The 12,870-nt window shown below is 32.7% G+C and carries 16 protein-coding genes and 1 other annotated feature; of the genes, 3 read left to right on the top strand and 13 right to left on the bottom strand.

What is annotated here, in order from left to right; all coding sequences use genetic code 11:
• Positions 1 to 125 precede the first annotated feature (125 nt).
• The 7 genes from ACYSNW_RS12990 to ACYSNW_RS12960 all read right to left on the bottom strand — a co-directional run bounded on the left by ACYSNW_RS12990 (position 126) and on the right by ACYSNW_RS12960 (position 5,351).
• On the bottom strand, positions 126 to 437 hold the full coding sequence (locus ACYSNW_RS12990) for a V-type ATP synthase subunit F (RefSeq protein WP_461745141.1): 312 nt from the start codon (positions 435 to 437) through the stop codon (positions 126 to 128).
• Positions 438 to 441: 4 nt separating this feature from the next.
• Entirely contained in the window at positions 442 to 1,428 is a 987-nt protein-coding gene (locus ACYSNW_RS12985) for a V-type ATPase subunit (RefSeq protein ID WP_461745139.1), read from the bottom strand.
• Positions 1,409 to 2,020, bottom strand: coding sequence for a hypothetical protein (locus ACYSNW_RS12980; protein WP_461745137.1), 612 nt, complete (start codon positions 2,018 to 2,020; stop codon positions 1,409 to 1,411). Before ACYSNW_RS12980 ends, ACYSNW_RS12985 begins: the two co-directional genes overlap by 20 nt.
• Before the next feature lie 13 nt (positions 2,021 to 2,033).
• On the bottom strand, positions 2,034 to 2,507 hold the full coding sequence (locus ACYSNW_RS12975) for a V-type ATP synthase subunit K (RefSeq protein ID WP_461745136.1): 474 nt from the start codon (positions 2,505 to 2,507) through the stop codon (positions 2,034 to 2,036).
• Positions 2,504 to 4,522 (bottom strand): V-type ATP synthase subunit I, encoded by a 2,019-nt coding sequence (locus tag ACYSNW_RS12970; RefSeq protein ID WP_461745134.1) that lies wholly within the window; start codon positions 4,520 to 4,522, stop codon positions 2,504 to 2,506. Before ACYSNW_RS12970 ends, ACYSNW_RS12975 begins: the two co-directional genes overlap by 4 nt.
• Positions 4,509 to 4,835, bottom strand: a complete 327-nt coding sequence (locus ACYSNW_RS12965) for a hypothetical protein (RefSeq protein WP_461745132.1) — start codon at positions 4,833 to 4,835, stop codon at positions 4,509 to 4,511. Before ACYSNW_RS12965 ends, ACYSNW_RS12970 begins: the two co-directional genes overlap by 14 nt.
• 66 nt (positions 4,836 to 4,901) lie before the next feature.
• Positions 4,902 to 4,949 (bottom strand) — a sequence feature (sodium ion sensor (DUF1646 type); this cis-regulatory element may regulate processes involved in with the transportation of sodium ions).
• Positions 4,950 to 5,132: 183 nt separating this feature from the next.
• Complete coding sequence (locus tag ACYSNW_RS12960) at positions 5,133 to 5,351, bottom strand: hypothetical protein (protein ID WP_461745130.1); 219 nt, start codon at positions 5,349 to 5,351, stop codon at positions 5,133 to 5,135.
• Positions 5,352 to 5,520: 169 nt separating this feature from the next.
• Between ACYSNW_RS12960 and ACYSNW_RS12955 the strand changes: the two genes are divergently transcribed.
• Positions 5,521 to 5,826, top strand: a complete 306-nt coding sequence (locus tag ACYSNW_RS12955; RefSeq protein ID WP_461745128.1) for a hypothetical protein — start codon at positions 5,521 to 5,523, stop codon at positions 5,824 to 5,826.
• Between the two features lie 102 nt (positions 5,827 to 5,928).
• Here ACYSNW_RS12955 and ACYSNW_RS12950 read toward each other — a convergent pair whose 3' ends face one another.
• Positions 5,929 to 6,945, bottom strand: a complete 1,017-nt coding sequence (locus tag ACYSNW_RS12950; protein WP_461745127.1) for a branched-chain amino acid aminotransferase — start codon at positions 6,943 to 6,945, stop codon at positions 5,929 to 5,931.
• 167 nt (positions 6,946 to 7,112) lie between these two features.
• Here ACYSNW_RS12950 and ACYSNW_RS12945 point away from each other — a divergent pair, with 167 nt between their 5' ends.
• Positions 7,113 to 8,045, top strand: a complete 933-nt coding sequence (locus tag ACYSNW_RS12945) for a mechanosensitive ion channel family protein (protein WP_461745125.1) — start codon at positions 7,113 to 7,115, stop codon at positions 8,043 to 8,045.
• Between the two features lie 169 nt (positions 8,046 to 8,214).
• On the opposite strand, the gene ACYSNW_RS12940 is transcribed toward ACYSNW_RS12945, so the two are convergent.
• On the bottom strand, positions 8,215 to 8,655 hold the full coding sequence (locus ACYSNW_RS12940) for an EbsA family protein (RefSeq protein WP_461745124.1): 441 nt from the start codon (positions 8,653 to 8,655) through the stop codon (positions 8,215 to 8,217).
• A gap of 82 nt (positions 8,656 to 8,737) precedes the next feature.
• Between ACYSNW_RS12940 and ACYSNW_RS12935 the strand changes: the two genes are divergently transcribed.
• The gene (locus ACYSNW_RS12935) at positions 8,738 to 9,133 is read left to right on the top strand and encodes a ribonuclease HI family protein (protein WP_461745122.1); all 396 of its coding nucleotides are present in this window, start codon (positions 8,738 to 8,740) and stop codon (positions 9,131 to 9,133) included.
• Between the two features lie 22 nt (positions 9,134 to 9,155).
• Here the strand turns inward: ACYSNW_RS12935 and ybaK are convergent, their stop codons facing one another.
• From ybaK to ACYSNW_RS12915, 4 genes are all read right to left on the bottom strand, one after another.
• On the bottom strand, positions 9,156 to 9,644 hold the full coding sequence (ybaK, locus tag ACYSNW_RS12930) for a Cys-tRNA(Pro) deacylase (protein WP_461745120.1): 489 nt from the start codon (positions 9,642 to 9,644) through the stop codon (positions 9,156 to 9,158).
• 315 nt (positions 9,645 to 9,959) lie between these two features.
• Positions 9,960 to 10,715: a type I 3-dehydroquinate dehydratase gene (gene aroD / locus ACYSNW_RS12925; protein WP_461745118.1), complete on the bottom strand. Its 756-nt coding sequence runs from the start codon at positions 10,713 to 10,715 to the stop codon at positions 9,960 to 9,962.
• 31 nt (positions 10,716 to 10,746) lie between these two features.
• Positions 10,747 to 11,958: an MFS transporter gene (locus ACYSNW_RS12920; RefSeq protein ID WP_461745117.1), complete on the bottom strand. Its 1,212-nt coding sequence runs from the start codon at positions 11,956 to 11,958 to the stop codon at positions 10,747 to 10,749.
• Positions 11,959 to 11,985: 27 nt separating this feature from the next.
• Complete coding sequence (locus ACYSNW_RS12915; protein ID WP_461745115.1) at positions 11,986 to 12,864, bottom strand: shikimate dehydrogenase; 879 nt, start codon at positions 12,862 to 12,864, stop codon at positions 11,986 to 11,988.
• Between the last annotated feature and the right edge of the window lie 6 nt (positions 12,865 to 12,870).

Raw genomic sequence — 12,870 nt, 5'->3', positions numbered from 1 at the left:
TTATCTAAAACAACTGATTGCTTAGATAACTCTTTCATAATGTAAATCAATCACAATCTCATCGAAACGATTAATCCATAAATTCGCTCATCCTAAATTCTTCTCTCAATCAAATGAACCGATTTTTATAAAATATTTTGACCGACTGCTCTTTCAACTGTTTGTTGAATTTCATTTAAACCAATTCCCTTACTACCATTTTGATTAGGGATTAAGATGATTGCTGGTACTAAAGAAGATTTGTATCGTTCAATTGCTTCCAAAACCATCTCAGCAGTGCTTTCAGTAATAAAAATTAGTCCATAAGATTCTTTCGCCATTTGATCAATCGTTGAGCGAACTTGATTTTGAGATTCTTGATACACCACATCAAATCCTAATAATTTAAAAGGCATTACTGAATCTTTCTCCCCAATCACACCAATTTTATAATTCATTCCCTCATCGTATCCTTTCTCGCAATTGTTCTACTGGAAAATTATTTCGTTTACCAACTAAAAGTAATCGTAGATTCTTCCATTCAAGTTCTTTCGCGTGAAGTAATGCTAAAAGTGGTAACGGACCAAATGCAACTACAGTGTATTTTTCAAATTTTTTCGCTAAATATTCATCTTTTTTTTGTTCAAATTCAATTAGATTTACCGTTTGCGTTTCTGTATCCAAAATTGATGCAATTAATGAATGGTATTTTGTTGTTAATAAATACTGACTAAATTGTGTCAAATTTTGCTCTGAATAATTCAGCAATTCTTTTTTTTGAATCGTTCCTGAACTTGATAAAACAGTCGAAAGAAATGATTTATGTTGTTTTTGCCTGATTCCTCTTGCCATAGTTGATATATTAGTTAAATCGATAAACGCTTGTACTTCTTCTAAGACTTCTGGATAGCTTAATTTTTCTGCTAATTGACGTTGATAGGTCAAAAACAGTCGATCATAGATAATATCAATTGCTTGATAATCGGTAGCTTCCTTCAAGTAATCAAATACTTCGATAATCGCGTCCAATAGAAATGGATCCAACTCACTAGATTTTTTAGTTTGAACTGCACTTTTTAGTGTTTCGATTGAATAACAACCATCAAAAACAAACAAATAATCTAAATTTTGTTGTAGTACTTGAGCTTTTGTTAATACTTTTAAATTATGAAAAGTAAATCGAGAAGTATAAATCGAAATAATCTCTGCTTCAGGAGCCAAATTATACAACCACTCATAAAATCGTCCTCTTTCAACACCTAAAATGTTATCAAAACGATTAAGAAAACCATCTGTGAGATAAGGAGCATAGATAGTACTTCGAAAAACGCGCTCGAGCGCTTCACCATTTTTAGCAGTCAAGAGCTGCTCATATTGTTTTTCAGTTAGCAATTCCATTTCTTTAATACGGACTAAGGGATTTAGTTGATTATATGAGGGAATCTTCATTTAGTACCTCCGACTGAAATAATTTTTCTGCAACATTAAAGCTCTCAGCTTTTTTTATTTCTTCAACTAAATTTGAAAACAAACAATTGTACTCAACACCATTTTTTGAAAAAAGTAACCCACCTTCTCCAGAAATGACTTCATCACAAAGTATAAATTGTTTCTGCTCATTTTTTTGGTCTAAAAACCATTTTTGTGTAACTTTTTCTTTCGAAAATTCACCCAAATAAACCATTATTTCTCCCTCTAAAGGTAAATCAACGATTATTTGTTTTGCAAAAGATTGAAACGATTCTATTGACCAATGGTTCATCCTAGTAACAACTTCTGAAAATAATTGCTCCAAATAAAATTGTTTTTTATTTAGTAATTCTTGTCTTGTTTCAAGTTGTTGACGATTTCTTTTTTGATTCAATGACAAAGTTAGTTGCTTTTGATTTTTTTCAATTTGTTTTGCTTCTTCTATTAAAAGGGCTTCTTTTTCAATTTCAAAAGAGTTTTTGATTCCTTTCATGCGCTCTTCTTCCCATTTATTGGTATCTTGTTTCCCATTTTCAATAATTTCTTCAACTATTTTTTCGATTGCATTCATTTTCTTCCTCCTGTTATTTTACATTTAGAACTAATAAGAAAGAAATAACGAAGCCTAAAATTGCATAAGTTTCAACCATTGCTGCATAAATAATTCCTTTAGTTGCATGTTCAGGTTTTTTAGCTAAAATTTGAATACCTGCTGCTGAAACTCGACCTTGAGCAATACCTGAAAACAAGCCAGCAAAAGCAATCGGAAGCGAAGCTACAAAGTAATCTAATCCCTGAACCATCGTTAAATCATTACTAAGGTTGATAAAAATTAAGAAAGCAATAACAAACCCATATAAGCCTTGTGTCCCTGGTAATAGTTGTAAAATTAGTGCTTGTCCAAATTTTTCAGGTTGTTCAGTCGTTAAAGCTGCTGCTGCTTCTCCTGTAAAACCAACGCCTTTGGCTGAACCAATCCCTGCTAAAATCGTTGCTACTACCATTCCTAAAACGGCAAAAATAATACCACCATTATTATTAATTAAGTAATCGATCATTTATTCTTTTCCTCCATTTTGTTGATTAATTTTCTTTCTATATTCACATATTTTTCTTCAGTTTTTAATGGCCGAAAAGCTCGTCCTCCACCAGTATAAAATTTACCGAAAAATTCAACATATTGTAATCTTGCTCCATGGACATAAGCTCCTAATAAACTTAAAAATAGATTTAAAATATGCAAAACAATAATCAGCAAAATACCAACTGAAAATCGAGCAACTGGCGGCATAAATGAAACTAACATATTGAAAGCAGCGGCAATACTCCCACCTGAAATTCCTAAAGCCATTAATCGAGTGTAACTCACTAAATCGCCAATATAGCCTGTCATTCCATATAAGCCATACAGACCTTTAGCAAATCCTTTTGGTTTTGAAGGATGTTGAACTGTCGGAACTAATACAATAGATATCGCTGAAACTACAATTAAAAACAAGCCAATTAAAAATAAGAGCTGACTACTCATAATTGATTTACTGATAATAACCATAATGACTCCAAATAATAAGCCTAACCAAGCAAAACTTTCATTAATACTATCTAAATATCGTTTTTGTTTTGTTAGCTCTATCCCATTGAGCATTAAACCAACAATTATTTGAATCAGTCCAAAAATTACAGAAAGAATCAAAATCGTATTAATATCTTCAGTTGTTGATAAAAGTGGGAATGGCAGATGAATACCTCCTATTTCAGTTGGTAAACTAATACCAAAAAACGAACTATAAATAAAACCCCAAACAATCGTTGGAAAAGACAAAATCAATAAAAAGTCAGCAAATCGTTTCATTGACCTCGATAAGACAAATAAATGAGTAGCTAGTATCGCTCCCAAAAACATCAGCAATCCATAACCAATATCAGCAACCATCATGCCAAAAAAGACCAGATAAAAAGGGGTCATTAAAGGCGTAGGATCAACTTCTTGGTATTTTGGTAAGCTATACATTTCGGTTAACATTTCAAAGGGAGCAACAATACGATTATTTTTCAGTTTAATTGGGATATCTTGATTAATTTCACTTGCTGTAGGCTCTTCAAAATGAATGTATATCTCTTCCATTAAAGAATTTTGTTTAAAAGCAGTTAAAAGGGCCTGCTTTTCATCCTCTGGTATCCAACCTTGAGCAATAAAAAACGTATCTAATGAAACAAACTGTTTTTTTGCTTGCTCCCGTTGTATAAAAGCAGCAATCATTTCTTCTGCCATACAAAAATCTTCAAAATTTTGCTTATACAGACTTAACTGTTGCTTCACTTTTCTTTCTTGTGTAACTAGAAGTTTCTGTTTTTGCTTTACTTTTTTATATGCTTCTTTAGGCAAACAAGAGTATTCATAATCAATAAGTTGAATTGAATAATTTTGCACTAATTGCGAAATCTCACTCTTTTTATACTTTGGGTATATCAGACAAAAGTAATAGTGATTAGTATTTTGGTAAATTTCTTCAAGATAGATAGTCATGTTTTTTTGGCAGTCATTCATAAAGGTTTGTTTATTTTCACTTGTCATTGAACCTAGTAAGATATCAACACTAGAAAAATGTTCTTGACTAGGAATTACATCTAAAGATTGCCAATAAGATAGTATTGTTTCTTCTTTATTGGCTTGTTGCTTTTCAGTTTGAATTCTTTCAAGTTCTTTTTTTATTGCAGCAATTTCTTTAAGTTGCAACGTTAATTTCGTTTCATCAAAAGAACCCTCTATTGTTTCTAAATGTTCAACTCGTCTTTTCAAGCGATTTTTTTTACTCTTGGTTCCTGAAAATCTTTCAATAAATAACATGGCTTCTTGAAGATTTACTAATAATTCTTCATAGTTTTTTTTCTGGTTATCATTTAACTGAATAGCATCAGTATGTAAATAATCGGTTACTTCTTTTTTTGTTAAGTTTCCCACTGCAAGCTCTTTTATCTCAACAGCTTGCAGACCTTGAATCGTTTGTAGCATTCGTTCTTCATTTTTGCTCGTTGCAATCAATGTAATTTTTTCCATTTTATTGACTGCCATATAAATTTTCCACCCTCTCCAAGACATAAGCTATTGCTGCTTCTTTATTTTGTTCAAATTGCTTTTGATAGGCTACTTTTTTTTGCTGAATCTCGTTTGAAAAACACTGTTTTTGTTCTAATAAGCTCTTTTCGATGCTTTCTCGTTCTTGTTTCAGTTGGCTAGTCATTCGTTTTAAACTAATTTCACGTAATTTCTCTAACTCTTTTTTTGTTTGTTCTTCATATTTTTCAATTTCAATTTGACTTTCATTTTTTAAGCTTTCTACTAGCTCTTCAGCCTTTTTAATTTGTTCTAAAGCTTCTAAAACCATTTTTTCCACCTCCATATTTCCTATTTAATTTTTAAACGCAAAAAAAAAACGAAAACTCAAAAATTGTTCTTCTCACCCCTTGAAGAACATGATCCTTGAAGCTTTCGCCCAACCATTTTACTTTCTATTCAGTTTCTAGCATAACAAAAAGAACAATGAAATTCAACTAAAGAAATAGTGGTCTTTGATAATAAAAGTGTCCTTTTCTTTTGTTTTTGAAAAAATATTCTCGATGATTGCAATTAAAAACAAAAATTCAAGTACACCTTTATTTCTTCTTTTTGATTCTGAAATTTTTTATTCTGTTTCTTCCGGATGTTCTGGATCAAAGGGAACGTAATCATTAAAATCATCTAATTGTCCTTCAAAAACATCGGAAACAAATGTGCTATAGCCTCCCATACTCATTCCACCCATATCCGAACTAGTTTCAGTGACTTCAGTCATCATTTTTTCTTTGTATTCTTCTTCAGTAATCACTGCACCTGTTTTAAGATTCTTGTAAAATTTTGCCATCTTAATCACTCACTTTCGTTTTTTGCTTTTTCTATTTTTATCATACATTTTTTATCAAAAAAAAGATAATAATCTGCGTAATCATCGCTTAATATAACAATATAGTTTAAAATTATTTTAAAGATTACTAAAATTTAACCAATTCTCTAATAGAAAGGATGAACTAACGTTGAGTTATCATCTAAGTGAAGGAATGCTCGTAATTGTGATTACATTAGTTTTTATCGGATTATTTTTGTTTTTGACTAGAAAAGCACCTTGGACTTTCAGAGACAAATTATTATTATTGATGACTGTTATTTGCTATTGTTTGGACACAATTTGGTGGCTGTTTAATCTTCATTATTCATTTACGGATATTTATTTTCAATTTGCTGGTCATACTGAACAACTTACTATTTTCTTTATCTGTTCATTTATTACTTTTGTCAGCTTGATTTTCGGTAGATATAAACGACTTAAAAATAGAAAATAGCTCTTTTAATAAAAAACAAATGATTCATAAATAACAATTAGCTATTTTAAATCATTTGTTTTAAGTATTATTTAATTCATAATGAGCGGTTTTTATCAGAATCTAAACAGTTACTTTTCGAATCCATCCTGCTGGAGCTTTGACATCTCCAAACTGAATCCCAGTTAATTCATCATATAATTTTTGTGTAACGGGTCCAACTTCTGTTTCACTATAAAATACATGGAAATCATCTTTTAATTGAATCCCGCCTATTGGTGAAATAACTGCTGCGGTTCCGCAAGCACCAGCTTCTTTAAAATCATTCAAGGAATCAATATAAACATCACCTTCAACAACTTCTAAACCAAGATGATGTTCTGCTAAGTAAAGTAATGAGTATTTAGTAATACTTGGCAAAATCGATGGAGATAATGGTGTAATAAAGCGATCATCATTTGTGATTCCAAAAAAGTTTGCTGAACCGACTTCTTCAATTTTAGTATGTGTTTTAGGATCTAAGTAAATGCAGTCAGAAAAATGTTTTTCTTTGGCTTCTTCACCTGGTAAAAAGCTCGCTGCATAGTTTCCGCCAACTTTAATCGCACCTGTCCCTTGTGGCGCTGCCCGATCATAGTCTGAAACGATAAAATTAGTAGGCGTTAATCCACCTTTAAAATAAGCGCCCACTGGCATGCAAAAGACTGTAAATAAATATTCTGGAGCTGGACTTACGCCAATTCCTTCTCCCACGCCAATCAGCAATGGGCGAATATAAAGAGTTGCGCCACTTCCATATGGAGGAACAAATTCTTCATTCGCTTTAACAACTTTTTCAACGGCATCAATAAACTTAGCTTCTGGTACTTCTTCCATTAATAATCTACGCGCACTACGATTCATTCTTTTCGAATTTTGATCTACTCTAAATAAATTAATTGAGCCATCTTTACAACGGTATGCCTTAAGTCCTTCGAAACACTGTTGCCCATAATGTAGCGCTGCTGAACCTTCGTGCAGATTCAACTGATTATCTTCTGTTAGTTCTCCTTCATCCCATTTCCCATCTTTCCATCTTGATACATAGCGAAATGGTGTTTTTATATAATTAAATCCTAAGTTATCCCAATCGATTGTCATAATATCACTCCTTATTTTCAGAATATTGTAACATATTTTCATTTATCTTGTTACATTTTTATGAAAGAAATCTATCTTTTTTTTAAAATTACGTTTATAGTAACTAATGAGGGAAGTTTTACTGGTAAAATAGCAATAAATTATTTTAGAAAGAAAGTAGGTAAATTATGTTTTTATTTCAAGCAACGTCCACTTCTTCACTTGAAAAAACAACAGATTCTTCCACCTTAAATTTAACCGAAGCGACCGTAAAAAAAGTAAATGCCTTAGAACGCTTTTGGAATAGTATCAATTGGGATCAAATTCTTGCTACATTTATCGAGAAACTTCTTTATATTGCTTTATTGTGTGTCTTATTCGTAGTGATTAATAAAATTGGTGTCTTTTTGATTGATCGAGCTTATGGTAACTATCGTAACAAAAATACATTGAGTGAAAGTCGTTTAGATACCTTGCATAAATTGATGAATAATGCCTTTAAATATATTTTGTTTTTCTTTTTCATGTATTCTATTCTATCAATAGTTGGTGTTCCAGTCGGATCATTATTAGCTGGGGCGGGAATTGCCGGTGTTGCGATTGGTTTAGGGGCCCAAGGATTCATGAATGATATTATTACTGGTTTTTTCATTATTTTAGAACAACAAATGAATGTGGGCGACTATATCCGTTTGATTGCTTTAAATATTGAGGGAACAGTTGTATCCGTTGGTTTACGGACAACACAGGTAAAAGCATTGGATGGTACCATGCATTTTATTCCAAATCGTAATATAACGACTATAAGTAATCTTTCTCGTTCTAATATGCTAATTCAAATTGATGTCCGCATTATACCAGAAGAAGGATATGACAAAATCATTGCAGTCATCAGTCGTGTCAATGAGCGATTAAAAGAAAAATATGAGGATAGTATTCAAAATGGTCCAACTATTTTTGGAATGGTTGATTTAGGAAACGGAAATTTTGCGGTGCGTACTACCATGTATGTGTTGAATGGGAAACAAGCTATCATTAAAGAAGACTTTTTAGCTCAGTATGTTAAAGAGCTTTCTGAAGCGAACTTTACAATTCCTAATACACCAATCATCATACCCTAAACCGACGTTACAAGGGAATTGAATATAAAAAATAAGCACTAACTCGCGAAAATTATTTCTGATTTTTCGTAAGTTTGTGCTTATTTCTTGGAGTTAAAAACTTCTTTTCCAACATCATTTTACTTTTTTCATTTCCCTTTATTCTTTCACTAGTTAATCTTTCTTACTTTTAATCTTTGAGCATTTTTAAGTTCTCATCATAAGAAATCTCTATTTTTTGATTTACTACTTTTTTAATTTCTGCCACAAATTTTTGTTTCGTTTTCTTATTCATCAAAAATAATTGGGCTTGTTCATCAAAAGAATTGGAGTAAATCTTAATCCCCTTTGTACCTACTTTTATCTCCTTAATTGATTGGAAAGGAAGTGTTTTTCTATTCATAGGCAATAAAGCATGAATAGTCAAATTTTCAGAACCAATCAAAAAATATCTGTTTGTCCCTAAATAAACAAAGAAAAAGAAGACACATAAAACAATATTACTCGCTAAATATGGTTTGGTATGCTCAAGTGTTAAAATCAAACTTAAAAATAAAATGGCAAATGTGCATGACCAATAAATAATTGTAATAGATACCTCTGGTTGCCAGCGGTAGATTTTTTTCTTCATTGCAGGAACCTCTCATTACTTTCGATGTGTTATAATAATAACATATTTAATGTTTGAACGAAAAGAATAAGAGGAGTCTTTTATGTTACGAATTTATGTCGATGCTGCAACAAAAGGAAATCCAGGTCCTAGTGGTGGCGGAATTGTGATCACTGGAGATCATCTACACGAGCAGTTGCACGTTCCGCTTGGGGTATGCTCTAATCATGAAGCAGAATTTAAAGTTTATCTTTATGCGCTTGAATGGTTAAGAGATAATGATTTCACAAAGGAAACGATATTAATCCACTCAGATAGTAAAATCGTAGTCCAAACAATTGAAAAAGCACATGCGAAAAATCCAACTTTTGTGCCTTATCTTCAACAATACCAAAAATTAGAACCTTTGTTTACGCTACTTTTAACAAAGTGGATTCCAGATAGTAAAAATAAAGGCGCAGATACACTAGCTCGCCAAGCGCTGCACAAATATCAATAGTAGTTGAATAATTGAATCTAGCTCACTCAGTAATTTCGGCAAATTTACCATTGATTAGTTCTGCTATTTTTTGTGGATCTAATGCTACTTGTTTTCCTCTTTGCCCTGCTGAAACAACGATTTGTTCATAACTCTTTGCTTCTTCCGCTAAAAATGTCGGAAAAATTTTTTTCATTCCAATTGGTGAACATCCACCACGAATATAGCCTGTTGTTTCTTCTAAATCTTTTAATGGGAGCATTTCTACTTTTTTATTCCCACTGGCTTGTGCTAAGTTTTTTAAGTTCAGTTCTTTTGTTCCAGGAATTACAGCCACAAGGGGACCAGTTTTATTTCCCACTGCCACAAGCGTTTTAAATACTCGTTCATAATCAATCCCTATTCTTTCGGCAGCTTCTTCCGCTCCAAGATGATCCTCGCTCCACTCAAATCCATAATCTTTATATGTAATTTTATGTTGTTCTAAAACACGCATGACATTTGTTTTTTGATTTTTTTTCTTTTTGGCCATTATTTCTCCTCACCCATCAATTCATAAACAAAACTATTTCATTGATTGATTTGTATTCTTATTTCCTTTTATTATAACTGCTTCCTTTACTCAAAGTCTATTAATTAATCATGAGTAGACTCTCTTCAAATACAGGTTGGAACAATAAATATTTGGCTATGAGAACCAAGGATGTACGATGAATTATATTCACTATCCTTAACTAATTTATTCAGGCTGAATGGATTTTTGAACTATGGTGACGCCATTCTCCTGACATATCAAAAAAACAGTTCCCTTGCATCTTAAGAACACAAGAAAACTGCGATTTATTAATTATAAAGATAGCGTTTTAAGCATTTCACGTAATTTTGATACAGGAACTTGTCCAGGTGCTGAAGCTTTTTTAGCAGCACCGAAAGTCATAGCTGATCCAAAAACTGCACCACTTACTCGGCTCACCATTCCCAATTGTCCCATAGACATTGTAACAATTGGGCGATCAGCATAGTTTTCTTTCATTTCATTTGTAGCAGCTAATAATGCTAAAACATCTTCAGAGGATTTAGGCATTACAGCAATTTTACAAATATCTGCGTTTTTTTCTTGCATTTTTCTTAAGCGAGCGATAATTTCTTCTTTCGCAGGTGTTTTATCAAAATCATGATTGCACATTACAATTTTTACTTGTTTATCATGTGCTAATTGGATAACTTCTGCTACTCGATTCGCGTCCATAAATAATTCAACATCCAATAAATCAAGCGTTCCTTTGTTTAAGATTGTTTGATACACTTCAAAATATTGATCATCTGTAAACGCTCGTTCTCCACCTTCTTGTTTGGTTCTAAATGTAACAAGTAACGGTTTTTCTGCTAAAATTGTAGCAATTTTGGTTGATAATTTAGCAACTGCATAAAAATCAGTGACGTTTTCATAAAAGTCAATTCGCCATTCAACTAAATCACAATCAATTTCTGCCACATTTTTTGCTTCTTCTATTAATTCTGTTTCTATTTTTCCAACAATAGGAACAATAATTTTAGGATCCCCAGTGCCTAAAGTAATATTTTTTACAGTAACTGTTTTCATCTTGATAGCTCCCTTATCTGAATTAAACTAATTATTTTGATGTGTCCACAGTTTGACGATAACGAATAAAGATCACAATTGCAAGTACAAATCCGATTCCAGCAATAATTGAATCTAATAACATGATATTACGAGGACTATTATTAACGACTACTCCGCCGACTGCTGGAACAACATAAGAAGCAATACTACCAAATGTATAGAAAATTCCTGTAATTGTTCCTTTTCCAGCTGGGAACATTTCGCCCATGACAGTTAAACCTAATTGCATAACACCACCAGCAGCGAAAAAGCCCACAAGGACCGCACCAATTTTCAATACTCCTGGTGAAGGGAACATGTACATAGCCGTAATCGCAAGGAACGAAGCCAATGTATAGGGTAAAACTAAATTAACTGGACGAACTTTTGTTGCTAAGATCGCAGTCACAGCGACACAGATTAATGATCCTGTAGAATAATACGAAATCAACAATTTACTAGCTGATTCTGACATATCTGCAACTTTTTCTCCATAGGTTGCAACATACTGCGTGATAATATAAAAAGTAGCTTGAGATACAAACCCATATAAAACAAAGGCGATTCCTTCAATATACATTTTAGGTTTACTTTTGAAAACAGTGTCTGTCGCATCAACTTGTGCTTCGGTTTCCGTTTCATCTGCATGTTCTTTTTTCTCATCTTCATCAGGAAACGGCATTTTAAATAAGATAAATGCATTTAAAACTAATAATGCAATACAAAACACAAACGACCAACCGTACCATAATTGATTACTAACGATAAATGCAATGATAAACGGAAAAATAAATTGACCAATTTGGATTGCGGCTTTTAGTAAAACAGTTGCTGTTCCAGCTGTTTTTGGAAAAGATTCCATCAATGCTGGATACGTTCCTGAGTCAAGACATGAGTTGGCAATACCCGCTAGTACCCCAAAAATCATAGCTACTGCCACACTTGGACTTAAAAGAATGCCAATAAAGAATAATGCGTAAAAAAGCATTCCTAAATAAACGAAAGGTTTCCGCCCGAATTTATCTGATAGACGTCCAGAAATAAAAATAGCAATTAATCGACCAATCCCTAACATAGCAACTACTTGAGAAACACCCGCTATATTTGTATTCCATTGTTGTTCCAACGAACCACTATTTTGCATGATGATCAAAACGCCGATTCCATGAACGACATAATTTAAATATAAGCTTAACGCTGTAGGTACATACTTGTTTTTCATTTTTTTTCCTAACTTTCTCTAAGTATTTTAGTCTTTAAATAATAATTCACGAATATAGTCAACAGGCATTTCTTCCCCAGTAAAATGTTTAAACGCTTCCGCTCCTTGATAAAGCATCATGCCTAATCCGTTAATTGTTTTTTTTGCGCCATTTTCACGAGCAAATTTTAATAATTTTGTTTCTTTTGGAATGTAAACAACATCAAAAATAACTAAATCAGGACGAATAACTTCTGGATCATTAATCAAACTTTCATCTGCCAAAGGCTTCATTCCAACACCAGTAGCATCAATGTAAATACTACTTTCAGCCAGTGACTTTTTAAAACCTGCTTGATCAACTAAATCAGTAACTATTGCTTTACATTCTGTATTTTCGTTAATTTTCTTTACTGTTTCTTGTGCAGTTGCAAAATGTTGATCATTGATATTAAAAATGCGTAACTCTTTTGCACCATCTAACGCTGCTTGGATTGCGATTGCCGTTCCAGCACCTCCAGCTCCAGTCATCGTAACAATTTGATCTTTAACATCAACGCCTTCTTCTCTTAAAGCACGCATCGCGCCAGTCCCATCAGTGATATGACCAACCAGATGCCCTTTTCCATCCTTATTAGTCACAGTATTGACTGCACCAACTAATTTTGCTGCTGGTGATAATTCATCTAAATATGGAATAATCGCTTGTTTATTAGGCATAGAAACATTAGAGCCTCTAATTCCTAAAGCGCGAATGCCAGAAACAGCATCTTTTAGTTCCTCGTTGCCAACTTCAAATGCTAGATAGGCATAATCTAAACCAAGTTTAGCAAATGCTTCATTGTGCATGGTTGGTGATAGACTGTGGCGAATCGGTGTAGCAATCAAACTGATAAGTAAAGTGTGACCATTCAAACGTTCTGACATGTTGAT

The organism is Enterococcus sp. LJL99 (assembly GCF_054871725.1).
This window is presented reverse-complemented; position numbering and strand designations above follow the sequence as displayed.

Excerpts from the sequence above, each read along its gene's own strand:
- ACYSNW_RS12990 (WP_461745141.1), bottom strand. The coding sequence starts at position 437 with ATGAATTATAAAATTGGTGTGATTGGGGAGAAAGATTCAGTAATGCCT.
- ACYSNW_RS12985 (WP_461745139.1), bottom strand. The coding sequence starts at position 1,428 with ATGAAGATTCCCTCATATAATCAACTAAATCCCTTAGTCCGTATTAAA.
- ACYSNW_RS12980 (WP_461745137.1), bottom strand. The coding sequence starts at position 2,020 with ATGAATGCAATCGAAAAAATAGTTGAAGAAATTATTGAAAATGGGAAA.
- ACYSNW_RS12975 (WP_461745136.1), bottom strand. The coding sequence starts at position 2,507 with ATGATCGATTACTTAATTAATAATAATGGTGGTATTATTTTTGCCGTT.
- ACYSNW_RS12970 (WP_461745134.1), bottom strand. The coding sequence starts at position 4,522 with ATGGCAGTCAATAAAATGGAAAAAATTACATTGATTGCAACGAGCAAA.
- ACYSNW_RS12965 (WP_461745132.1), bottom strand. The coding sequence starts at position 4,835 with ATGGTTTTAGAAGCTTTAGAACAAATTAAAAAGGCTGAAGAGCTAGTA.
- ACYSNW_RS12960 (WP_461745130.1), bottom strand. The coding sequence starts at position 5,351 with ATGGCAAAATTTTACAAGAATCTTAAAACAGGTGCAGTGATTACTGAA.
- ACYSNW_RS12950 (WP_461745127.1), bottom strand. The coding sequence starts at position 6,945 with ATGACAATCGATTGGGATAACTTAGGATTTAATTATATAAAAACACCA.
- ACYSNW_RS12945 (WP_461745125.1), top strand. The coding sequence starts at position 7,113 with ATGTTTTTATTTCAAGCAACGTCCACTTCTTCACTTGAAAAAACAACA.
- ACYSNW_RS12940 (WP_461745124.1), bottom strand. The coding sequence starts at position 8,655 with ATGAAGAAAAAAATCTACCGCTGGCAACCAGAGGTATCTATTACAATT.
- ACYSNW_RS12935 (WP_461745122.1), top strand. The coding sequence starts at position 8,738 with ATGTTACGAATTTATGTCGATGCTGCAACAAAAGGAAATCCAGGTCCT.
- ybaK (WP_461745120.1), bottom strand. The coding sequence starts at position 9,644 with ATGGCCAAAAAGAAAAAAAATCAAAAAACAAATGTCATGCGTGTTTTA.
- aroD (WP_461745118.1), bottom strand. The coding sequence starts at position 10,715 with ATGAAAACAGTTACTGTAAAAAATATTACTTTAGGCACTGGGGATCCT.
- ACYSNW_RS12920 (WP_461745117.1), bottom strand. The coding sequence starts at position 11,958 with ATGAAAAACAAGTATGTACCTACAGCGTTAAGCTTATATTTAAATTAT.
- ACYSNW_RS12915 (WP_461745115.1), bottom strand. The coding sequence starts at position 12,864 with ATGTCAGAACGTTTGAATGGTCACACTTTACTTATCAGTTTGATTGCT.